General features: G+C 70.9%; 19 protein-coding genes. 11 read left to right on the top strand and 8 right to left on the bottom strand.

Annotated elements, in window-relative coordinates; translation table 11 throughout:
* The 6 genes from KAH28_RS02495 to KAH28_RS02470 all read left to right on the top strand — a co-directional run.
* A partial coding sequence (locus tag KAH28_RS02495; RefSeq protein ID WP_290574226.1) for a hypothetical protein occupies positions 1-1587 on the top strand: 1587 nt, incomplete at its 5' end.
* Positions 1584-2219 (top strand): DUF305 domain-containing protein, encoded by a 636-nt coding sequence (locus KAH28_RS02490; protein WP_290574225.1) that lies wholly within the window; start codon positions 1584-1586, stop codon positions 2217-2219. The genes KAH28_RS02495 and KAH28_RS02490, both read left to right, overlap by 4 nt.
* 231 nt (positions 2220-2450) lie before the next feature.
* The gene (gene ada, locus KAH28_RS02485; protein WP_290574224.1) at positions 2451-3512 is read left to right on the top strand and encodes a bifunctional DNA-binding transcriptional regulator/O6-methylguanine-DNA methyltransferase Ada; all 1062 of its coding nucleotides are present in this window, start codon (positions 2451-2453) and stop codon (positions 3510-3512) included.
* A complete protein-coding gene (locus KAH28_RS02480) occupies positions 3509-4213 on the top strand; it encodes a 2OG-Fe(II) oxygenase (RefSeq protein ID WP_290574223.1) in 705 nt (234 codons plus the stop codon). Before ada ends, KAH28_RS02480 begins: the two co-directional genes overlap by 4 nt.
* Entirely contained in the window at positions 4213-4851 is a 639-nt protein-coding gene (gene alkB / locus KAH28_RS02475; protein WP_290574222.1) for a DNA oxidative demethylase AlkB, read from the top strand. The genes KAH28_RS02480 and alkB overlap by 1 nt, the downstream gene beginning before the upstream one ends.
* 214 nt (positions 4852-5065) lie before the next feature.
* Complete coding sequence (locus KAH28_RS02470) at positions 5066-6256, top strand: hypothetical protein (protein ID WP_290574221.1); 1191 nt, start codon at positions 5066-5068, stop codon at positions 6254-6256.
* On the opposite strand, the gene KAH28_RS02465 is transcribed toward KAH28_RS02470, so the two are convergent.
* The 3 genes from KAH28_RS02465 to KAH28_RS02455 all read right to left on the bottom strand — a co-directional run bounded on the left by KAH28_RS02465 (position 6253) and on the right by KAH28_RS02455 (position 8468).
* Positions 6253-6693 (bottom strand): hypothetical protein, encoded by a 441-nt coding sequence (locus tag KAH28_RS02465; RefSeq protein ID WP_290574220.1) that lies wholly within the window; start codon positions 6691-6693, stop codon positions 6253-6255. The two genes, KAH28_RS02470 and KAH28_RS02465, sit on opposite strands and share 4 nt — an antisense overlap.
* Positions 6690-7271, bottom strand: a complete 582-nt coding sequence (locus KAH28_RS02460; RefSeq protein ID WP_290574219.1) for a TetR/AcrR family transcriptional regulator — start codon at positions 7269-7271, stop codon at positions 6690-6692. Before KAH28_RS02460 ends, KAH28_RS02465 begins: the two co-directional genes overlap by 4 nt.
* A gap of 93 nt (positions 7272-7364) precedes the next feature.
* Positions 7365-8468 carry a lipid A deacylase LpxR family protein gene (locus tag KAH28_RS02455; protein ID WP_290574218.1) on the bottom strand — a complete coding sequence of 368 codons (1104 nt, stop codon included), beginning with the start codon at positions 8466-8468 and terminating at the stop codon, positions 7365-7367.
* Positions 8469-8829: 361 nt separating this feature from the next.
* Between KAH28_RS02455 and KAH28_RS02450 the strand changes: the two genes are divergently transcribed.
* On the top strand, positions 8830-10077 hold the full coding sequence (locus tag KAH28_RS02450; RefSeq protein ID WP_290574217.1) for a formylglycine-generating enzyme family protein: 1248 nt from the start codon (positions 8830-8832) through the stop codon (positions 10075-10077).
* A gap of 20 nt (positions 10078-10097) precedes the next feature.
* Here KAH28_RS02450 and KAH28_RS02445 read toward each other — a convergent pair whose 3' ends face one another.
* The 5 genes from KAH28_RS02445 to KAH28_RS02425 form a co-directional block, all read right to left on the bottom strand.
* Positions 10098-11048, bottom strand: coding sequence for a histone deacetylase family protein (locus tag KAH28_RS02445; protein WP_290574216.1), 951 nt, complete (start codon positions 11046-11048; stop codon positions 10098-10100).
* Positions 11045-13738 (bottom strand): bifunctional acetate--CoA ligase family protein/GNAT family N-acetyltransferase, encoded by a 2694-nt coding sequence (locus KAH28_RS02440; RefSeq protein ID WP_290574215.1) that lies wholly within the window; start codon positions 13736-13738, stop codon positions 11045-11047. The genes KAH28_RS02445 and KAH28_RS02440 overlap by 4 nt, the downstream gene beginning before the upstream one ends.
* A gap of 40 nt (positions 13739-13778) precedes the next feature.
* Positions 13779-13964 carry a hypothetical protein gene (locus KAH28_RS02435; RefSeq protein ID WP_290574214.1) on the bottom strand — a complete coding sequence of 62 codons (186 nt, stop codon included), beginning with the start codon at positions 13962-13964 and terminating at the stop codon, positions 13779-13781.
* 99 nt (positions 13965-14063) lie between these two features.
* Positions 14064-14447 carry a nuclear transport factor 2 family protein gene (locus tag KAH28_RS02430; protein WP_290574213.1) on the bottom strand — a complete coding sequence of 128 codons (384 nt, stop codon included), beginning with the start codon at positions 14445-14447 and terminating at the stop codon, positions 14064-14066.
* Positions 14444-15073: a TetR/AcrR family transcriptional regulator gene (locus KAH28_RS02425; protein ID WP_290574212.1), complete on the bottom strand. Its 630-nt coding sequence runs from the start codon at positions 15071-15073 to the stop codon at positions 14444-14446. Before KAH28_RS02425 ends, KAH28_RS02430 begins: the two co-directional genes overlap by 4 nt.
* 187 nt (positions 15074-15260) lie before the next feature.
* On the opposite strand from KAH28_RS02425, the gene KAH28_RS02420 reads away from it, so the two are divergent.
* Genes KAH28_RS02420 through KAH28_RS02405 form a run of 4 tightly spaced genes read left to right on the top strand, consistent with a single transcriptional unit; the run spans position 15261 to position 21534 of the window.
* Positions 15261-16517, top strand: a complete 1257-nt coding sequence (locus KAH28_RS02420) for an efflux RND transporter periplasmic adaptor subunit (protein WP_290574211.1) — start codon at positions 15261-15263, stop codon at positions 16515-16517.
* 10 nt (positions 16518-16527) lie between these two features.
* Positions 16528-19704: a multidrug efflux RND transporter permease subunit gene (locus tag KAH28_RS02415; RefSeq protein WP_290574210.1), complete on the top strand. Its 3177-nt coding sequence runs from the start codon at positions 16528-16530 to the stop codon at positions 19702-19704.
* 43 nt (positions 19705-19747) lie between these two features.
* Complete coding sequence (gene trxA / locus KAH28_RS02410; RefSeq protein ID WP_290574209.1) at positions 19748-20086, top strand: thioredoxin; 339 nt, start codon at positions 19748-19750, stop codon at positions 20084-20086.
* 26 nt (positions 20087-20112) lie between these two features.
* Positions 20113-21534: an efflux transporter outer membrane subunit gene (locus KAH28_RS02405; RefSeq protein WP_290574208.1), complete on the top strand. Its 1422-nt coding sequence runs from the start codon at positions 20113-20115 to the stop codon at positions 21532-21534.
* Positions 21535-21616: the final 82 nt, after the last annotated feature.

The following is a 21616-nucleotide window of genomic DNA, read 5'->3' as shown; positions in this document are numbered from 1 at the left end:
TACACCACGGCTAGGGACACGACCCGAAACCGGCTGCGGGACGCCGGGCGCCTGTCGTGCCCGGGCCTGCTCGCCCTTGCGCTCGCGGCCTGCGGCGGCTCGCAGGCGCCGACATCCGCCGACGTACCGGCCGACGCACCCGGAACGGCACCACCGCGCACGGTGGCCTGCGGCCCGGACAGCGCGCCCGAAACCGATCTGCAGGGACGCGTCCCGCGCGCCGACCGCGACAGCGGGCGCAATCTCGAGGCCTATTCCTGCAACCTGCGGCTGGTGGGGCAGTACCAGGGCCAGGGCGCGTCGGTGGTCAGTGCGTCCAGCGGCGACTGCGCCTACATGTCGAGCGGACCGGTCGCGGCGGTGCTCAGCACCACGCCCGGCATGCAGGTGGTGGATGTCTCCGACCCGACGGACCCCCAGTTCGCCGGCCACCACGCCAGCCCCGGCATGCTGCTCGGCACCTGGGAATCGCTCAAGGTCAACGAAGCGCGCGGCCTGCTCGGCGGCGTCGCGGTGGGCGTGCTGAGCGCGCCCGGCTTCTTCGACGTCTACGACATCAGCGACGACTGCGCCAATCCGATCCATCGCAACGGTCTGCTGGGCACCTCGCTGGAGCTCCCGTCCAACGTGCTCGGCCACGAGGGCAACTGGTCGCCGGACGGGCGCACCTACTGGTCGACGGGCCTGATCGCCGGCAGCATCACCGCCATCGACGTCGAGGAGCCGAGCCAGCCGCGCATCCTCTACACCGGCCTGCGCGGCTTCCCGGCCAACCACGGGGTCGAGTTCAGTCCCGACGGCAACCGCATGTATCTGGCCACCTGCCTCCCGGGCGGGATCATCACGCTCGATGTCAGCGCCATCCAGAACCGCGAGCCGGTCCCGGTGGTGCGCCAGGTCAGCCGCATCACCTGGAACCCGCGGAGCTGCGCGCAGCACGCACTGCCGGTGTTCTTCGACGGCGAGCCGCACCTCATCGCCGCCGACGAGTTCGCCGCCGAGGGCGTGCGCATCATCGACATCAGCGACGAGACCGCGCCCGAGGTCATCACGCACATCCAGCTCGAGATCCAGCAGCCCGAAAACGCCGCGCTGCGCCAGGAGGACGTCGCCAGCAACGGTGCCTTCGGCTACGAGGCGCACTACTGCACCGTCGACCGGCCCGAGAATCCCACCGCGCTGGCGTGTGGCTACTTCAACTCCGGCATCCGGGTGTTCGACATCCGCAATCCGCGCGACCCGGTGGAGATCGCCTACTTCAATCCGCCGGCGCGGCCCGACGATGCGCCGCGCCTGCACGGCTCGCTGCACGCCTGGGGCGGCGGCATCCTGCCGCACATCTCCGATCAGAATGCGTCCGGCACGGCGCCGGGGTCGCTGGTGCCCTACGTGCTGCGCTACGTGGCATCGGTGCCCGAGCTGCTGTCGCTGGGTCTCGGCGTCGTCCACGGCGAGATGAGCGCGGACTGGTGCAGCTCGCCGCCGCGCTTCGTCGACGACCAGCTGTGGGTGACCTGCATGGACAACGGTTTCATGGTGCTGGAGTTCACCAACGGCGTGTACCCGCTGGCCGACGCGCGCTCGTGAAGGCGGCGGGCTGGCTCCCGGTCGCCGTCGTCGGTCTCGGCCTCGCGCTGGTCGTCTGGTTCCGGCCCGTGGCGGACCCGCCGGCGGCCGGCGCGCCCGGTGTCATCGACATCGGCTTCGCGCAGCACATGAGCCAGCACCACGATCAGGCGCTCATGCTGGTCGATGTCTTCCTGCAGGGGCACGAGACCGAACTGGCGCCGTTCGCGAAGCGCATCCGCGAGGCGCAGCTGGTGGAGATCGGCCAGATGCGCGGCTGGCTCGCGCTCTGGGACGAGCCGCTGGCGCCGGAGCGCCGCGCAATGGACTGGATGCTGGCCGGCAGTACCCCGCCGGATGACGCCCTGCGGGCCTATCTGCTGAGCTGCGAGGCCTCGCCCAGCGGCATGCCCGGTCTTGCCACCACCGCCGAGGTGCGCGCACTGACCGAGGCCGAGGGCGAGGCGCGCGATCGTCGCTTCCTGCAACTGATGCAGCGTCATCACGAGGGTGGCCTGCCGATGCTCCGCTTCGCGACCGAGGAAGCGGGTCACCCCGCCGTGCGCCAGTTGGCCGAGCGCATGCTCGTCGACCAGACCCGGGAGCTGGCCCGGATGCGATCCAGTCCGCTGCTGGCCGGGCGGAGCGACTGAAGCCGGCCGCGCCGGACCGCGAATTGAACGGCCGGATCCGGATGGCGGGTCGCGCCGGCGCGACCCACGATGGCGCTTCCATTCCTCCCGGAGAGCGCCATGCCGTCTGATCCCGTGCGAGTGCCGCTATCGCCCCGACGTGCGCCGGTGGCACCATCCTCATCCCCATCCCCGGCGGCAACCGGTGCCGCCGCGCCGGAACCGCCGACTGCCGAAACCCGGGGCCCGACCATGCTCGACGAGGAACGCTGCTGGCAGGCGATATGCGCGCGCGACGCCGGGCAGGACGGCTGCTTCGTCTACGGCGTCGTCACCACCGGTGTCTACTGCCGGCCGTCGTGCGCCACGCCGCGGCGCGCGCTGCGCCGCAACGTGCGCTTCTTCGTCTCGTCCGCCGAAGCCGAGCGCGCCGGCCTGCGCGCCTGCAAGCGCTGCCGGCCGGACGGTGACGCAGCGGATCCGATCGCCGGCCTGTGCCGCGACATCGCGTCGTGTCCCGACGAAGCGGGCACGCTGGCGGCGATGGCCGCGCGCGTGCACATGAGCCCGTCCACGCTGCAGCGCCGCTTCAAGGCCCGTGTCGGCGTGACCCCGCACCAGTACGCCGAGGCATGCCGTCGGCAGGCGCTGCGCCGCGGGCTTCGGGAGTGCGGCTCGGTGACCGAGGCCATCGCCGACGCGGGGTACGGATCGGCCAGCCGGGTCTACGAGCATGCCGCGACGCACCTCGGCATGACGCCGCGGCAGTATCGCGACCGCGGCAGGGGCGTCGCGATCTCCTGGGCGGTGGCCGATACGCCGCTGGGGGCGCTGATGCTCGCCGCCACCGACCGCGGGCTGTGCTTCGCGCAGTTCGGCGACGATGAAACCGAGCTGTGCACGCGCCTGCGCGCCGAGTACCCGGAAGCCGATCTGTCCCCCATGCCCGCTGCCATGGGCGCGCGCTTCGAGGCCTGGCGCGCTGCGCTCGCGGATCATCTCGCCAGCGGCGGACCGACGCCGACGCTGCCGCTCGACGTACGCGGCACGGCCTTCCAGATCCGCGTCTGGCGCTATCTCCTCGACATCCCGTCCGGCAGGGTGCTTTCCTACGCCGAGGTGGCGCGCGGCGTCGGTGCCCCCGAGGCGGTGCGCGCCGTGGCCGGGGCCTGCGCGCGCAATCCGGTCGCGCTGCTCATTCCGTGCCATCGCGTCATCCGTGGTGACGGCGGGCTCGGCGGCTATCGCTGGGGGCTGGCGCGCAAGCGCGCGCTGCTCGATGCCGAGCGGCGCGCGGCCAGAGCGGCGCCGTGATCGCGGACCGGCTGCAGGCGTTCGACTGGCGGGCGGTGACGGAAGCGCTCGACGCCGGCGGAACCGCCCTCCTGCCCGGACTGCTGTCCGCGACCGACTGCGAGCGATTGCGCGCGCTCCACGACGATGCCGATCGCTTCCGCTCCCGCGTCGTCATGGCGCGGCACGGCTTCGGCAGCGGCGAGTACCGCTACTTCCGCTACCCGCTCCCGGAGACCGTGGCAGCACTGCGTGCCGCGATCTATCCACGGCTCGCCGGGCTGGCCAACGAATGGCAGGCGCGCATGGGCGGCATCGCGGACTTCCCGGATACGCACGACGCCTATCGCGCGCGCTGTCATGCGGCGGGGCAGACCCGCCCGACGCCGCTGCTGCTGCGCTATCGCGAGAACGACTACAACTGCCTGCACCAGGACCTGTACGGGGCGCACTGCTTCCCGCTCCAGGTGATCGTGCAGCTGTCGGAACCCGGAACGGACTTCACCGGCGGCGAGCTGGTCGTCACCGAGCAGCGTCCGCGCATGCAGTCGCGCGCCGAGGTGCTGCCGCTGTCGAGAGGCGACGCCGCGGTGCTGGCGGTCAGCCAGCGGCCGCGTCGCGGTCGGCGCGGCGACCACCGCGTGACCATGCGTCACGGCGTCAGTCGGGTACGCAGCGGCGAGCGCATGGCGCTCGGCATCATCTTCCACGACGCTGCCTGATGGCGGACCTGTTCGCCGAATCGCTGCGCGAGGTCCGGCTCCAGTGCGGCGCATGGCTGTTCGGCGGTTTCGCGGCATCGCGGATGCCGGCGCTGATCGCGGCGCTGGATGCCGTCACTTCGGCGGCTCCGTTCCGCCACATGGAGACGCCCGGCGGTCGACGCATGTCCGTGGCCACCACCGGCTGCGGGGCGGTCGCGTGGGTGTCCGACGGGGGTGGCTACCGCTACAGTCCGCACGATCCGGAGAGCCGGCAGCCCTGGCCCGCGCTGCCCGATGCCTTCCGGACACTGGCGCACGGCGCCGCGGAATTGGCCGGGTTCCCCGGCTTCGAGCCCGATACCTGCCTGATCAATCGCTACGCTCCGGGCGCCCGGCTGAGCCTGCACCGCGATGTCGACGAGCGCGATTTCGGTGCCCCCATCGTGTCGGTCTCGCTCGGCCTGCCGGCAACCTTCCTCTTCGGCGGCCCCCACCGTGGCGATGTCGCTCAGCGCGTGCCACTCGCGCACGGGGATGTCGTGGTCTGGGGCGGCGCGGTACGCCGCCACTATCATGGTGTCCTCCCGGTGGCCGACGGACGGCATGCGCTGCTCGGTCGCTGCCGGGTCAATCTCACCCTGCGCAAGGCGCGCTAGCGCCGCGGGACATCGGAGCGCGGCCTCACGCGCGTCGCTCGGGCACTACCGTGCGGCGAATTCCTACGTACGCGCGCGCTCGCGCTTGCTAGCCTGTGAATCCGTCACGCGGCCCCGCCCGGCCGCACGGCGTCCATCGACCGTTTCGCAGCAACCGTGCGGCTTCTGACCGGCCGCACCCGGGGTCGCGCTTGGCGCGGCGAGGTGAATCATCGTGCCGATCCGTTCATCGGCCGCAGTGCTCGTGGTGATCGCGGCGGCCAGCGCAGGCTGGTCGGTGCCCGTCGCTGCGCAATCCGTACCCGACCTCGGCATCGACTGGGGGCGCGCGACCGACGGCGCCAGCATGGCGCTGCGCGGCGCGCCGGTCGATCTGTCGGTGACCTCGAGCGCGCGGACGCGCGACGATCTCTGGCTGCACCCGGTGCCGAGGGGATTCGACACCACCGACCATCGCGTGCACGGCGATCTCGGATGGCGCGCCGCCGGCGCGGTGTTCGGCGCCCATTTCGACTGGCGCGATCTGGCGCCCCGCGCAGAGCTCGGCCTGGACAGTCGCGAGGGCACTGCCGTCGGCGCGTCGGTGCGTCGCGAGTGGGGTGACGGCGGACTCGCGCTGGCCTGGGATGCCTACGGCCGCGGCTACGCCCAGGCGCAGAACCTGTGGTTCGCGGACGACCGCGAGCGCTGGGCCCTGTCCGCCGACCAGGTCCTGCCGGTGGGTCGCCTGACCCTCGGGCTCGAGGAACAGGATCTCCGCGAGTCGCAACCGAATGCGGTCGAGAGCCGGCGGCACTGGCTCGCCTGGCGACCGCCGACACCGGAATCGGTGGCGTTCCGCGCCGAACTCGAGCGGGTCCAGCGCCGACCCGCGGGAACCCGCCCGCCCTTCGAGCGGCAGAGCGAGTCGCGTCTGCGGCTCGTGCTGGAGCGGCATTCGGAGCGGCTCCGCATCGGCCTGAACACCGAGTACTTCGATCAGCGTACCGATGCCGGTACCGATACATCGCTGCGCGCGGCGCTGGGCCGGATCACGGCCGAGATCGCGACGCCCGGCCCCGATGTGCGGACCTGGCTGCACGCGTCGCACTTCGACGCCGCTTACGGCATCGACGCCGTGGTGCAGGGCGGTCTGAGCATGGTGGCGACCTCGCTCGACGAGGTCCTGCGCGTCGAGCTGGGCATGAACCTCGCGCGTCGCGATCTCGCCCGGACCGTGACCCCGCTGCACGAATCCGGGCTGCGTGGCCGCTTGCGCTGGGCGCCGCCGCGCATGCTGGAGATCGGGCCCTTCGAGGGGCGCGAGCAGACCCTGGAGCTGGCCGCCGATCTCCGGCACCGCGATCTCGCCGGCGGCGGCGAGGCCTCCGACCCGGTTGTGACCATGCGCTGGACCGTCCGCTAACCAGCGAAGCGGCGCATGCCCCAGCGCGTGATCAGCGCTCCGACCGCCGCTTCGCCCCAGGCCAGCGGCAATGCCACGGCCACGACTGCCGGCGGCGCGAGCCCCATGTTGTAGATGCCCAGCCACAGGATCACGAAGACGGCGGCCCAGGCCAGCGTGCCCGCCAGCAGGGTCTGGCGCAGCGTGGTGCCGAATCGTTCCAGCCACAGCCAGGTGAAGCCGGTCAGGGCCAGCAGCCAGACGGTGTCCCAGATTCCCCAGACCGCGAACACCGGGAGGCTCATCGGTGCCACGCCGGCCATTCCGGGGAAGGCGTCACGCATCATCGGCATGACGAGCGCGAAGTAACGCGCCACTTCCGAGGCGTTGATCCAGACCGCATTGATCAGCAGCGTGAACCAGAAGGCGCGGGTCGCGAACGGGTTGTGGGCGGTCACGTCAGTCCGGTTCCGGTGATGGAGACGAGTGCCGCCGCGATGCGGCGGAGCGGCCCGGGATCGGAAACCGATCGCGAGTGCGACCAGAGACCCTGCACGGCCACCGCCAGCACGGCGGCGCGTTGCGCGGCGACGGCCTCGCTGGCCCCGCTGGTGCGGAGCGTCCCGGCAAATCCCTGCCGGAGACGCGCGTCGTGCGCCTCGACATGGCGACGTGCCTCGGCATCGTGCGCGGCCAGTTCCGCCTGGGTGTTGGCGATCAGACAGCCCGGCCCGGGCAGTCCGGCGCTCGCGGCAAGCGCGATCTGGTGTTCCAGATACGCGGCGACGGCCTCGAGACCGGCCCCGGGGGCTTCCACGCGGGCGAAGGCCGGAGTCACCACGCGTTCCCGGTAGCACGCGAGCGTGGCGAGGAAAAGACCGTGCTTGTCGCCGAAACGCGAGTAGATGCCCTGCCGGTTCACGCCGGTGGCGTCGACCAGATCGGCCATCGATGCATCGTGATAGCCGCGCCACCAGAAGCAGTGCATGGCGCGCTCCAGCAGCGCTTCCTCGTTCCAGTGCGGTGTCCGGCCCATGCCCGCATTGAAACAGAATGACCGTTCCAGAACAAGTGTTCTGGAACGGTCACGACGAGAACGCGGCGCGGACCGTGGGCTGCGGGACCGGCGTCAGAGCGCCCGGCTGAGCGTGATGCGGCCCCAGAACACTTCGCGGTCACCGATGCCGCGCTTGATCTCCGAGCTCTGGTAGCGCACCACCCAGGAGAGCCGATAGTGCCTGCTGAGCTGCGCGGTCAGTCCGAACCACGCTTCGCCGATCACCGGGTGCAACGCGTTGTATTCGTACTCCAGCGCGCTGTCGCGGAACTGCCCCTGCAGGAAGGCGTTGTAGCCGCGCAGCCGCAGCGCCGCACCGCCCCAGAGGTAGAGCTCGCGTCGCGCGGCACCGGAATCGCCGTTGCCCTGCACATGCGCCGGCTCGGCGAGATACTGTGCCTGGCCTGCGGGGAAGCTCCACCAGGTGGTGTTGAGCAGGCCCCAGCGCGCCGAGACCGCGGCGCTGAGCTCGGTGAGATAGCCCGCGCTGGCGCCGATCGCGCTCTTGATGTCATAGCCGCCGGGTCGGTAGTGCCCGCTCGATGCCAGCAGATCCTGGCGCGCGAGGGTGTAGCGCAGGGTCGGCTCGCCGCCGTCCGATATCTGGTTGTCCCAGCCCTTGGGCTCGCCGGTCCCGATGACCTTGTGATAGCCGCGCTGCACACGCTCGAAGGCGTCGAGGCCGAGCATCCCCACGGTGAGACTGGACTGATAGACGGCGCCACCGTCATCGGCGACGTAGGTGCGCCCGTTGGTCACGAAGATCAGGCTGGCGTAGGGCCGGTCGTCGGGTATGACGTCGGGTCGCTCGATGTCGCTCGGCGTCAGCGCGACACCGCCGACGCGGAAGCTGTGCTGGCGCTGGGTCAGTCCGCAGCGCGCCGCGTCGACGCCCAGCCAGGCGTCGACGGCCGATAGGGGGCTGTCGAGCGACAACCAGTAGCCCCGGGCCCGCTCGCCGGCAAGCGTGACTGCGAAGCCGGCGGTGTAGTCCTGGTCGTCCTCGCGCGTGGTCAGGGCATCGTTGTCGATATCGACCGACCACCCTGCATCGAAGCGCTCCGACGGTACGCCGCCCGGCAGCGCGATGCCGCTCTGCGGGCACAGCAACGCGGCCGCACTGGTGGGCAGTACCAGACCCGCCGTCAGGAATAGCAGGATCGCGTTGCGCGGCATCGTCGTTGTTGTGGGTGGTGCGCAGTCCGGTCGCAGGGCAACGTCAACGCGCGTCGTCCACCGCGGCAGGTTTCCTCTCCCGTGAATCCCGTATTGCATCACAATTGCGGTGGTGTGACGCGCGTCGTCATCGACACCGTATCGTTGCGGCCATCCGGCGCCAACGGCGTCGGGCCGGTGGCGGCAAGTCGGTCGCGACGGAGACCGGATGCGGCATCCGTCCCGGTGCCGCGTCGGCCTCGCCGGCGGTAGGGCGCCCGGACCGGGCGCGCGTGCCCGCGCGGCGTGGCAACATTTCCGCCCTGTCGGCCCGGGGCCGGTCGCGAGCGGGACGGGGGATCGAGAAATGGGGATGAGGGGGATGCACACCGCCGGATGGGCCGCGGTCCTGCTGCTCGCGGCCGTGCACGCGGCGACCGCCGACGAGAGCGGTGCGTTGCCGGATGGCGATGGCGAGCCCACAACGATCGGACCGGACACGCCGGCGCCGGCCGGACTTCCGGGAGCGCCGTCCCGGCCGGTCTCGCTCGGCGGCGGCGGCGCAGTGGGCGCCACCATGACCGCGGCTCCCGGGACCCGTTTCCGTGACTGCGATGATTGCCCGGAGATGGTTCTGCTTCCGGACGGGCGCTATCGCATGGGCAGCCCGGAAGGCGAGGCCGAGCGCGACGCCGACGAGGGACCGGAGCAGGACATCGTCATCGACCGCCCCATCGCCTTCGGTCGCTACGAGGTGACCGTCGGGCAGTTCGCGGCCTTCATTGCCGCGACCGACTACCGAACCGACGCCGAGCGCGGCGCCGGCGGCGAGCCGGGGTGCCTCAGGGCCACGGCTGCCGGGGAGACGGGCGAGCGCATCGTCTGGCAGTACGACCCCGAGGGCGACTGGCGGCAGCCGGGCTTCGAGCAGGGTGACCGGCACCCGGTGGTCTGCGTGAGCTGGTACGACGCGATGGAGTATGCCGCCTGGCTCTCCGAGCGCACCGGGCACGACTACCGCCTGCCCAGCGAGGCGGAATGGGAATACGCCGCGCGCGCCACCAACGAGACCGCGTTCTACTTCGGCAACGACGTGTCGGGCATCTGCGCCCACGCCAATCACGCCGACGACAGTCACGCCCGCAGCTGGGGCTGGGAGCGGGCGCGCCGAGGCGCCGACTGCGACGACGGCGCGGCGCGCACCGCGCCGGTGGGCAGCTACGAGCCGAACCTGTTCAGTCTCAACGACGTGCTGGGCAACGTCTGGGAATGGACGCTCGACTGCTATGTCGACACGCTTGCGGACCTCCCCGCCGACGGCAGCGCCCGCGTGACCGACGCGTGCCGCCGCCGTGCGGCGCGCGGCGGCTCCTGGCGCAATCTCGTGCCCTACATCCGTGCCGCCAACCGCTACCGCATTTCGCCGGTAACGCGCAGCGACTTCGTCGGATTCCGCGTGGTGCGCGTCACCGATGCCGGGACGGCCGATACGCCGGAGGACACCACGCTCCCCGGCGTGCCGCCGCCGGAGCCGGACGTGCTGACCGTGCCCGAAGCCGCGTCGGAGCCGGCCGAGGCCACTGGCGAGCCACCCGCCGACGCCCCGCCGGAACCCGACGCGGGGGCTTGAACCGGGCGCCCCGGGCGCGCTCAGAAGGTCGCGTCGGGTTCCATCAGCGCCTGGATGTGCGCGGTGGCGGCGCGTCCCAGCGCCGACAGGTCGTAGCCGCCCTCCAGGGTCGATACCACGCGCTGTGCGGCGCTCGCGGCGGTGCGGCGGATGATCTCGCGCGTGACCCAGGCGTAGTCGTCCTCGACCAGCCGCATCTCGGCGAGCGGGTCCTCGGCATGGGCGTCGAAGCCCGCCGAGAACAGCACGAGCTGCGGCGCGAAGCGTTCGAGCGCCGGGAACCAGTGCGCCGTCACCGCGGCTCGGAACGCGTCGCCGCCATCGCCCGCCTTGAGCATCACGTTGCTGAAGTTCGCCGCCTCGGTGGCCGGCCGGCTCAGCGGATAGAGCGGGTACTGATACGAGGAGCACAGCAGGATGCGCTTGTCGCCGCCGACGATATCGGCGGTGCCGTTGCCGTAGTGCACGTCGAAGTCGATGATCGCCACCCGGTCGAGTCCATGCGCGTCCAGCGCGTGCAGGGCGCCGATCGCGACGTTGTTGTAGAAGCAGAAGCCCATGGCCTGGCCGCGCTCGGCGTGATGGCCGGGCGGGCGGGTGTTGCAGAATGCGGCGCCGCCGTCGTTTCCGAGCACCAGATCGACCGCCTGCACGATGGCACCCGCGGCGTGTGCCGCCGCGGTCAGGGTGTGCCGGTTCATCGCGGTGTCGGGGTCCAGTCGCACGAGGCGGTCGTCCCCGGTGGGCGCCGCCGCCGCGAGCTCATCGAGATAGAGCGTGTCGTGCGCGTGCGCGAGCTGGTCCCCGGTCGCCGGGCGTGCGGTGCGGTGATGCAGGAAGTCGAGCACCCCCGCGGCGATGAGCCGGTCCTCTATGGCGGAGACGCGTGCCGGCTGCTCGGGATGGCCGGGACCCATGTCGTGATCGCGGCTGGAGGGATGGGTGATGTAGTAGGTGCGACGAACGCTCATGCGCGATGCTCCTCGGCAAGTTCCAGCCGGACCCGTACGACGCCCGGGTTGTCGGCCATGCGCGCGACGGTGAAGCCGAGCCGTCGCGCGAGTCCGATCATGGCGCTGTTGTGCTCGAGCACATCGCCTTCGATGCGCTGCACGCCGCGGCTGCGGGCGTAATCGATGATGCGCTCCATGAGGTGGCGGCCCACGCCCTGGTCGCGCACCGTGCGCGCGATGATGATGGCGAATTCCGCGCACGCATTGTCGGGGTCGGCTACCAGCCTGACTACGCCGTGCAGTCCGACCCGACCCGGCGGGCCGCGTTCGGCCAGCACCAGCGCCATCTCGCGGTCGTAGTCGATCTGCGACAGGCGCGCCGCGAAGCCGTGCGGGAGATGACGCAGGAAGTGGTGGAAGCGCAGATGGATTTCCTCCGGCGTCAGGCGATCGAAGCCGGCGCGCAGGCTGACCTCGTCCTCGGGCCGGATCGGCCGCAGCAACAACCTGCGGCCATCGCGCAGCCGTACTTCCTCCTCGAGCTCGCGCGGGTAGGGGCGGATCGCGAGTCGTTCGCCGGGTTCGGCGGGCGCCACCCGGCAGCGGGCGTCGAGTCCGATGGCACCGTCGGCCGTGAGCAGCAGCGGATTGATGTCGAGTTCGCGCAGCGCGGGCAGGTCGACGACCAGTTGCGCCAGCTTGACCAGGATGGTGGCCAGCGCATCGCGATCGAGTGCCCGGCGGCCGTGCGTGGACGGCAGCAGTCGTGCCACCCGGGTGTCATCGATGAGCTGATAGGCCAGCTGCATGTTCAGCGGCGGCAGCGCCAGCGCGGTGTCGGCAATCAGTTCGGCCGCCGTGCCACCGTGTCCGAACAGGATCACCGGGCCGAACACCGGGTCGTCTCCGATGCCGACGATCAGTTCCAGGCCGTGCTGTGCCGATACCATCGGCTGGACGAGAAAGCCGTCGATCGTCAGGGAAGGGCGTTCCCGCGCCAGGCGCTCGATCAGCGCGGCGGTGGCCGAGCGCACCGCTTCCACGCCGCCGAGGTTGAGCAGCACGCCGCCGACTTCCGACTTGTGCGTGACATCGGGCGACAGCAGCTTGACCGCGACTGGCTGATCGAGCCCGGCGGCGATGGCCGCGGCTTCGGCCGGCGTCTGCGCAATGCGACCCGCCACCATCGGGATCTCGTAGGCCTGCAGCAGCGCATCGCACTCGTCGGCGTCGAGCCAGTGCCGGCCCTCGGCCAGCGCGGTCTCGACGATGCCGCGCGCGGCATCGAGGTTCGGTGCGAACACCTCCGGCAGCGACGGTGGTGTCTCCAGGAGCTCCTCCTGTACCCGCCGATAGCGCACCAGGTGCATGAAGGCCGCGGCGGCCTGAGCCGGTCCGGCATAGCTCGGCAGGCCGTGCGTGGCGAGCCAGCGCCGGGCACCGGCCGCGGTGTGCGCACCCACCCAGGCGGTGATGACGGTACGTCGCGGATGCGCCGCGGCCGCTTTGGCCACCGAGTCGGCCGAGGCGACGCTGTCGGCGATCCCGGTGGGCGAATTGAGCACGAGCAGCGTGTCGGTGCCCGGCTCGCTCATCAGGATGTCCAGCGTACGGCGATAGCGCGCCGCGTCGGCGTCGCCGATGATGTCCACCGGATTGGCGCGCGACCAGCTCGCGGGCAGCACGGCGTCGAGCCGCGCGCGTGCGGTCTCGGGCAGCGGCGCCAGCGTGCCACCCCGGGCGCGCAGCGCATCGGCGGCCAGCACGCCCAGGCCGCCGCCGTTGGTCACGATGGTCAGCCGGTCGCGTTCCGGCCGGCTCCGGGTGGCGAGGATGGCCGCCGCATCGAACAGGTCCTCGAGCCCGTCGACGCGCACGATGCCGGCGCGTCGCAGGGCGGCGTCGTAGACCGCGTCGGCGCCCGCGAGCGCGCCGGTATGCGTGGCGGCCGCACGCGCGCTTTCCGCGAAACGTCCCGCCTTCACCGCGATCACCGGCTTCTGTCGCGACGCCGCGCGTGCGGCGGACATGAACTTGCGCGCCGATCGGATCGATTCGATGTAGAGCAGGATGGCACCGGTGGCGCTGTCCGCGGCCAGATAGTCGAGCATGTCGCCGAAGTCGACGTCCGCCATGTCGCCCAGCGACACCAGGTGCGAGAAGCCGATTCCGCGCGGTGCCGCCCAGTCGAGCACTGCCGAGATCACCGCGCCGGACTGGGTGACGAACGCGAGTCGACCGGTGCCGGGCCGGAGATGGGCGAAGGCGGCGTTGAGACCGCTCCCGGTGGCGATCACGCCCAGGCTGTTGGGTCCGATGATGCGCATCAGACCCGGTCGCGCTGCCGCCAGCATGCGTGACTGCAGGTTGCGGCTCGCTTCGCTGCCGAGATCCTCGAAGCCCGCAGTGATGACGATGGCGCCGCGCGTGCCGCGCGCCGCCAGTTTGGCCACCAGGTCCGGAACGCTTTCGGGCGGCGTCGCGATCACCGCGAGATCGGGGGCCTCGGGCAGCGCCGCGACATCGGCATGCACGGGGTGCCCGTGCAGCGATTCATAGCGCGGGTTGACGAGATCGACGCTGCCGCCGAACCCGCTGTTCAGCAGGTTGGCGGTCAAGGCAGAGCCGACCGACGGCTCGCGCTCGCTGGCGCCGAAGAGCGCTATCCGCCGTGGTCGGAAGATCGCGTCGAGATTGCGTGTCGTCACGGGCGGCGCGGGAAGCGGAGGCAGCGCTCCGCGCGGCGTGTCAGGGTGTCCAGCAGGGCGCGTCGCTGGCCGGAAAGGATTCCTCCCCGGCCTCGTCCACGACATCGTGCTCGGGAGGTGCCGCCTGCTTCGCTTTCCGCTCGGTCGCGGTCCGATCCGTTTCCGCGGCGCCCGGCGTCGACGGGGCCGGGGACTGCTGACCGAGGGTGCCCGTCTGCGTGCTCATGGTGCTGCTCCCGGTGGTGGTTCCGGTCAATCTGCCGGTGCGGGGGCGGCGATGCATTGATGCATGTCAATCGGGTCGTCCGTACGGCGGTTTTGCCGTTCATGACGTCGGCAGCGGCAGCCCGTGCTGGCGCAGGAAGCTGAGCCGGTCCCAGTAGCCCCGCTGGAAGCGGATGCGGCCGTCCACGACGTGGAAGAAGCCGCAGCCGCGGAGACCGAGCGGGTCGCGCCACTCGAGGATGGCCCACTCGCCGTCCTCGAAGAGGTTCTCGACGATGCAGGTCATCTCAGCACCGGCCATTTCGCGCGCGAACATGGCGCGAATCGCTTCGCGGCCGTGGACGGGTGCGTTGGCGACCTGATGGTTGACGGCATCCTCGGCATAGCATCCGGCCAGCGCGTCGACATCGGCGCGGTTGAAGGCGGCGACCCATTCCCGGACCACTGCGGCCGGTGAGGAGGCGGTGCCGGCCGAACGCGTCATCGCGCCGGATCCATCCCGCACCGGACGAGCATGGCAGCGGCATCGACGATGTTCGAAAGCGGTCCCTCGACACCACAGAAGGTCAGGCGGGTCTGGTGGCCGCCCTCCTGCAGCATCAGCAGGGCATCGCCGAGCGCATCGGGGTCGGGCGCCCCCATGTCGCGCGCCAGCGCGCGCCAGCGCTCGCGCTTCTCGTGCTTGTACTCGGTGATCACGCTGCGGCCGGGGTGGCTGTCATCGCATATCTCCACGGCCGCGTTGCCCAGCGCGCAGCCGCGATCCTCGTCGGCGCACTTCTCGTCCCGGAAGGCGGTGAAAAGGTCGATGACCTGCTGGCGCGGATCCTCCGGATGCTGCGCGCAGATGCCGTCCCACCAGTCCCAGTACTCGCGCACGTGGGCCCGCAGATACTCCGCCACCAGCTCGTCCTTCGACGAGAAGTTGCGATAGAAGCTCATCTTGTTGGTGTCGGCCCCGCTGGTGATCGCGTCGATGCCGACGGCGCGGATGCCCTGTCGGTAGAACAGATCGCTCGCGGCTTCGAAGATCCGTTCGCGCACGCGCGGCTTCTGCCCGGGGTTGTTCGCCACCTCCGTAGCGCTTGCTGCTGTCTTCCTCTCGCTCATGGCTCCTCTACCTCTTGACAAAGGGTGTGACCGGTCATTAACGTACCCCAAACGTGACTGACCGGTCACTCATTGTTACAGACTTTTGACCGCCCGTCACCCGCAAGGTTCGGTGCCGCATTCCGCACCGCCCCGACCTGCCGCGTCCGGTCTCCGGCGCGGCGAATCGCCCTCAGGGAGTTACGAAATGAGCAGCATGCCAACACGCGACGATCCGGCATACGGACTCTCGAACAGTTTCCACAGCCAAGTATCGCAGGCCGTTCCCGACGCCACGAGCATTCCGGGGCTGCGTGCGACCGCCGTGCAGGCCTTCCTGGCGCTCACCGCCTTCGCCGGTTTCGCGCTGCTGGGCGGATGCGACAGTGCCTACTCGCAGGGTGCCGACGCGCCGCCTCCGCAGGTCGTGGAGGTCGCCGAGGTCACGCGCCGCGAGGTCATCGACTGGGACAGCTTCACCGGCCGCTTCGAGGCGGTCGAGCGGGTCGCGCTGCGGCCGCGGGTGAGCGGGTACGTCGAGCGAATCAGCTTCGAGGAAGGCGCGCTGGTCGAGAAGGAGCAGGTGCTGTTCCGGATCGATGCGCGTCCCTACCAGGCCCGGCTCAACCGTGCCCGCGCCGAGCTGGAGCGTGCCGAGGCACAGTACGACCTGGCCGGTCGCGAGCTCGAGCGGGCCCGACAGCTGCTGCGCTCCAGCGCCATATCGCAGGAGGAGCACGACCAGCTGGTCAGCAATCGCAGCCAGGCGGCGGCCAACCTCGAGGCTGCACGTGCCGCGGTCGAGTCGGCCGCGCTGGATGTCGATTTCACGCGTGTGGTCGCGCCCATCGCCGGGCGGGTCTCGCGCGCCGAGATCACGGCGGGCAACTACGTGACGGCCGGCCAGAGCCTGCTGACCACCGTGGTGTCGGTGGATCCGATCCACGTCGTGTTCGAGGGCAACGAGCAGACCTACCTGCGCTATGCGGCCAGCGGTGGCGGTGATGGCCGCTTGGTGCGTGTCGGGTTGGCCGATGAGCAGACGTTTCCGCATCGCGGCCGATTGGACTTCATCGACAACGCCCTCGACCCCGCCACCGGGACGATCCGGGCGCGCGCCGTGCTCGACAACCCCGATGGCCGCTTCGTGCCCGGCCTTTTCGCCCGCGTCCAGGTCCGGGGCGGTGCGCCCGAGGCATCGACGCTGGTCGCGCCGCGCGCCATCGGCACCGATCAGGACCGCAAGTACGTCTACGTCGTCGACGACCGGGACACGGTGCAGTACCGACGCGTCGAACTCGGCGAGCTGGTCGACGGTCTGCGCGTCGTCAAGTCGGGCCTGCAGCCCGGTGAGCGCGTCGTCACCGCCGGACTGGCGCGCGTGCAGCCCGGCGCTGTGGTGACGCCGCAGCCGGCACCGCAGGTGCGCGCCGACGCATCCGCCGGCGCGCCGCAGTACAACTAGGACGGTCGCCATGCGTTTCACGCACTTCTTCATCGAGCGACCGATCTTCGCCGGCGTGCTTTCCTTCCTGATCTTCGTCGGTGGCGCCCTGGCGGCCTTCGTGCTGCCCATTGCCGAGTATCCGGAGGTGAGCCCGCCCACCATCGTGGTGTCGGCGCAGTACCCGGGCGCCAATCCGCAGGTCGTCTCGGAAACGGTGGCGGCACCGCTGGAACAGGAGATCGTCGGCGTCGAGGACATGATCTACATGTCATCGCAGGCGCAGCAGGACGGCACCCTGCAGCTCACCGTGGTCTTCGCGCTCGGCGCCGACATCGACCGCGCCCAGGTGCAGGTGCAGAACCGCGTCGCGCAGGCGCTTCCGCGCCTGCCGCAGGAAGTCCGCGCGCTGGGCGTGACCACGCGCAAGAGTTCGCCCGACCTCACCATGGTCGTGCACCTGTCCTCGCCCGACCAGCGCTACGACGGGCTCTACCTCCGCAACTACGCGCTCATCCAGGTGCGCGACGAGCTGGCGCGTCTGCCCGGGGCCGGTGACGTGCGCCTCTTCGGCGCCGGCGACTACGCCATGCGCGTGTGGCTGGATCCGCAGAAGCTGGCGGCGCGCGATCTGACCGCCGGCGACGTCATCGCTGCGGTGCGCGAGCAGAACCTGCAGGTCGCCGCCGGCTCGGTGGGTGCTGCACCGGTGAACGATGGCGCCGACTTCCAGCTCGCCATCAACGCGCGCGGCCGGCTGGGCAGCGAGCAGGAGTTCGCCGACATCATCGTCAAGACCGGGCCGGCCGGCGAGTTGACGCGGCTGGCCGACGTGGCCCGCATCGAGCTCGGCGCCGGCGACTATTCGCTGCAGAGCCTGCTCGACAACCGCGCCGCGGTGGCCATGCCGGTGTTCCTGCAGCCGGGCGCCAACGCGCTCGAGCTGGCCGATGCGGTGCGCGCCAAGATGGCCGAGCTGGAGACGCGCTTCCCGGACGGGGTCGCGTACTCCATCGTCTACGACCCCACGGTGTTCGTGCGCGAATCGATCACCGCGGTCACGCACACGCTGCTCGAAGCGACCGCACTGGTGGTGCTGGTGGTACTGCTCTTCCTGCAGCGCTGGCGCGCGGCCCTGATTCCGATCATCGCGGTGCCGGTGTCGATCGTCGGGACGCTGGGCGCGCTGCAGCTGTTCGGCTTTTCGCTCAACACGCTGACCTTGTTCGGGCTGGTGCTGGCGGTGGGCATCGTGGTCGACGATGCCATCGTCGTGGTCGAGAACATCGAGCGCGGCATCGAGGAAGGACGCACGCCGCGCGTGGCCGCGCACCGCTCGATGGACGAGGTGGGCAGCGCCATCATCGCCATTTCGCTGGTGCTGGTCGCGGTCTTCGTGCCGCCGGCGCTGGTGGGTGGCTTCGACGGCCAGTTCTATCGCCAGTTCGCGCTCACCATCGCGTTCTCCGCGGTGATCTCGGCCTTCAACTCGCTGACCCTGTCGCCGGCGCTGGCGGCTCTGCTGCTGCCGCCGCACGGTGCGCCGCCGGACCGCGTGCAGCGCGGCATCGACGGTGCCCTGGGCTGGCTGTTCCGACCCTTCAATCGCGGATTCCTGGCATCCGCCCGCGGCTATCAGACCGGCATGCGCCGCCTCCTGCGCATGAGCGGCATCGGCATGGTGGTCTACGGCGGGCTGGCGGTGCTGGCCGGAGTGAGCTTCGTCAACGCGCCCACCAGCCTCGTGCCCACGCAGGACAAGGGCTATCTGATCACCATCCTCCAGCTGCCGCCCTCGGCCTCCATCGAGCGGACCGAGGCGGTGGTGCGCGAGGTCGCGGACATCGGACGCACCGAGCCGGCCGTGGCGCATGCCGTGCAGTTCCCCGGGCTGTCGGTCAACGGCTTCACGCGCAGTTCCAACGCGGCCATCGTGTTCTTCCCGCTGAAACCCTTCGACGAGCGCGGTCCGGAGGATTCCGGACCGGCCATTGCCGAGCGGCTCAACCGCAAGTTCGGCGCCATCCGCGACGCCTTCGTGCTGACGGTGCCGCCGCCGCCGGTACGCGGCTTCGGCCCCGCGGGGGGCTTCAAGCTGCAGATCGAGGATCGTTCGGACAGTGGCCCGACCGCTCTCTACGAGGCCACGCAGGCGCTCATCGCCGAGGCGCGCACGCGGCCCGAGCTGGCCAACGTCTTCACCAACTACGAGATCAATGCGCCGCAGCTGTACGCGGACGTCGACCGCGCCCAGGCAAAGCGGCTGGGCGTCCCGCTGGAGAATGTCTTCCAGACCATGCAGGCCTATCTGGGCTCGTACTACATCAACGACTTCAACCAGTTCGGCCGTACCTTCCGGGTGATCATGCAGGCGGATGCGCCCTACCGCGATCAGCCGCGGGACGTGCTGCTGCTGGAAACGCGCAACAGCGACGGCGACATGGTGCCGCTGGGCAGCGTGCTGCAGCTGGAGGAAACCTACGGGCCGACCACCGTGCAGCGCTACAACGGCTACCCCTCCGCCGATGTCAACGGCGCCGGTGCGCCGGGGGTCAGCTCCGGCGAGGCGGTGGCGGTGATGGAGTCGGTAGCCGAGGATGTGCTGCCCGCCGGCATGACCTTCAGCTGGACCGAGCTGACCTATCAGCAGGTCGAGGCCAGCGGCGCGCTCAATCTCATCTTCTCGCTGTGCGTGCTCTTCGTCTTCCTGGTGCTGGCCGCGCAGTACGAGAGCCTGTCGCTGCCGCTGGTGGTCATCCTCATCGTGCCGATGTGCCTGTTGTCGGCCGTGGCCGGCATCCTGATGCGTGGACTCGACATCAACATCTTCACGCAGATCGGGCTCTTCGTCCTGGTCGGGCTGGCGTCGAAGAACGCCATCCTCATCGTCGAGTTCGCGCGCGATGCCGAGGCGCGCGGCGCGAGTCGCGTCCGCGCCGCGCTGGAGGCCTGCCGGCTGCGCCTGCGGCCCATCGTCATGACCTCGGTTGCCTTCATTCTCGGCGTGCTGCCACTGGCCGTCGCCAGCGGTGCCGGCGCCGAGATCGCCCACGCCATGGGCACTGCGGTCTTCGCCGGAATGATCGGCGTGACCTTCTTCGGTCTCTTCTTCACGCCGCTGTTCTACGTCGTCGTCGGTGCGCTGACCGCGCGCCGGCCGGCGCCCCGGGACACCGGAGGCGAAGGCGCACCGCTCGGCACGCATTGATGCCGGGCACTTCCTCCACAGCCATCGATCAAGGAGCACCACGATGAGCGAGCACACTACCGCTATCACCGACGCCGGTTTCGCGCAGGATGTCCGCGAGGCCAGCCGCACCCAGCCCGTGCTGGTCGATTTCTGGGCCGACTGGTGCGGTCCGTGCCACAGCATGGCGCCGATCCTGGAACAGCTGGCCGCCGACAACGCCGGGCGCGTCAAGGTGGTCAAGCTCGACGTGGACGCCAATCCGCAGACGCCGGCCGCGCTCGGCATCCGCAGCATCCCCACGCTGATGCTGTTCCGGGATGGCGAGCTGGCTGCAACCCACGTCGGCAACGCGCCGAAGGCGATGCTGTCGGCCTTCCTCGACGCCAAGCTGGCGGCGTGATGCGCCGCCGGCGGCGGGAGACTGTCATGCGAACCACCCTACTGGCCGCGGCGCTGCTCGCCGGCTGCGCCGTCGGCCCCGACTATCGGCAGCCGCCGGCGCCCGAGCCGGCGGCCTTCGCCAATGCCGGCTCGGCGGCTTACAGCGCCGAGCCGGTGCGGCCCCGATTCTGGACCGCCTTCGACGACGCGCTGCTCGCCGAACTGGTGACGCGCGCCCGGGACCGCAACCACGAGCTGCGCATCGCGCTCGCCCGCCTCAACGAGGCGCGCGCGCTGCGCCGCGAGTCGGTCTACGACGCGCTGCCGGTCTACTCCGCAGAAGCGGGTTATGGCGAGACCCTGCAGAGCGCCGATCAGCGCCCCGGACAGCCGCGCGAGACGCGCGAGAGCGCGCTCTACAGCGGCGCCTTCGATGCGGTCTGGGAGCTCGACTTCTTCGGCCGCGTGCGCCGGGGCATCGAGGCCAGCCGCGCCAGCGAACAGGCCCTGGAGGCCGAGCTGCGCGACGTGCAGGTTAGCGTCGCGGCCGAGATCGCGCGCACCTACTTCGAGCTGCGCGCGACCCAGCAGCGGCTGGCCGTGGCGACGCGCAACGCGGAGAATCAGCGCGCCACGCTCGACTACGTCGAAGCGCGTTTGGAGGCCGGGCGCGGCACCGAGTTCGACCAGCTGCGCGCGCGTTCGCAGCTGCTCACCACGCGCGCCACCATCCCGCAGTTCGAGACCGCCGTCGCCTCGGCCATGCACCGTCTCGCCGTGCTGGTCGGCGAGCCGCCGGCCGCGCTGCGCGATCGGCTGGCGCCGCCGCGCGCGCTGCCGGCGCTGCCGCGGCTGACTGCCATCGGCGATCCGGCCGATCTGCTGCGCCGGCGTCCCGACGTTCGCGCTGCCGAGCGTCGTCTGGCGGCCCTCACCGCGCAGGTCGGTGTCGCCACCGCCGAGCTGTTCCCGGTGGTGCGCTTCTCCGGCGAGATCGGTTTCGCGGTGGCGGACGCCGACGACGCCGGCAGCGCCATCGGCGAGACATGGGGCTTCGGCCCGAGCCTCTCCTGGGCAGGACTCGATCTCGGTCATGTGCGCGCCCGCATCGACCGGGCCGAGGCGCGCGCCGACGGCGCGCTGGCCGGCTACGAGCAGGCCGTGCTGCGCGCGCTGGAGGAGACCGAGAACGCGCTGGTCGCCTACGGGCGCAACCGCGAGCGTCTGGAGCTGCTCGCCGGCACGGTCGACGCGACGCGTCGCGCGGCCGGCTTCGCCGAGCTGCGCTACGACGGCGGCGCCTCCGACTTCCTCGACGTGCTTGATGCCCAGCGCGCCCAGCTCGAGGCCGAGGACCGCTTCGTCCAGGCGCGGCTGGAGACCGCCGCCAGCCTGGTGGCGCTCTACAAGGCGCTGGGCGGTGGATGGGATTCCGCCGATACGTCGACCGAGACCGCGGCACGCTAGGGGGACTCCGCGAAACTGCCGCGCTCTGCGTACTGCGCGCAGGCGATGTTCGACCCGCCTTCGCTCGCAAGATCCTGCAAGG

The sequence above is a fragment of the Algiphilus sp. genome (assembly GCF_023145115.1).
Classification (GTDB): domain Bacteria; phylum Pseudomonadota; class Gammaproteobacteria; order Nevskiales; family Nevskiaceae; genus Algiphilus.
This window is presented reverse-complemented; position numbering and strand designations above follow the sequence as displayed.

Coding starts and splice junctions, on each gene's coding strand:
- KAH28_RS02445 (WP_290574216.1), bottom strand. CDS start 11,048: ATGAGCGTTCGTCGCACCTACTACATCACCCATCCCTCCAGCCGCGAT.
- KAH28_RS02420 (WP_290574211.1), top strand. CDS start 15,261: ATGAGCAGCATGCCAACACGCGACGATCCGGCATACGGACTCTCGAAC.
- KAH28_RS02435 (WP_290574214.1), bottom strand. CDS start 13,964: ATGAGCACGCAGACGGGCACCCTCGGTCAGCAGTCCCCGGCCCCGTCG.
- KAH28_RS02425 (WP_290574212.1), bottom strand. CDS start 15,073: ATGAGCGAGAGGAAGACAGCAGCAAGCGCTACGGAGGTGGCGAACAAC.
- KAH28_RS02450 (WP_290574217.1), top strand. CDS start 8,830: ATGCACACCGCCGGATGGGCCGCGGTCCTGCTGCTCGCGGCCGTGCAC.
- KAH28_RS02415 (WP_290574210.1), top strand. CDS start 16,528: ATGCGTTTCACGCACTTCTTCATCGAGCGACCGATCTTCGCCGGCGTG.
- trxA (WP_290574209.1), top strand. CDS start 19,748: ATGAGCGAGCACACTACCGCTATCACCGACGCCGGTTTCGCGCAGGAT.
- KAH28_RS02430 (WP_290574213.1), bottom strand. CDS start 14,447: ATGACGCGTTCGGCCGGCACCGCCTCCTCACCGGCCGCAGTGGTCCGG.
- ada (WP_290574224.1), top strand. CDS start 2,451: ATGCTCGACGAGGAACGCTGCTGGCAGGCGATATGCGCGCGCGACGCC.
- alkB (WP_290574222.1), top strand. CDS start 4,213: ATGGCGGACCTGTTCGCCGAATCGCTGCGCGAGGTCCGGCTCCAGTGC.
- KAH28_RS02460 (WP_290574219.1), bottom strand. CDS start 7,271: ATGGGCCGGACACCGCACTGGAACGAGGAAGCGCTGCTGGAGCGCGCC.
- KAH28_RS02405 (WP_290574208.1), top strand. CDS start 20,113: ATGCGAACCACCCTACTGGCCGCGGCGCTGCTCGCCGGCTGCGCCGTC.
- KAH28_RS02455 (WP_290574218.1), bottom strand. CDS start 8,468: ATGCCGCGCAACGCGATCCTGCTATTCCTGACGGCGGGTCTGGTACTG.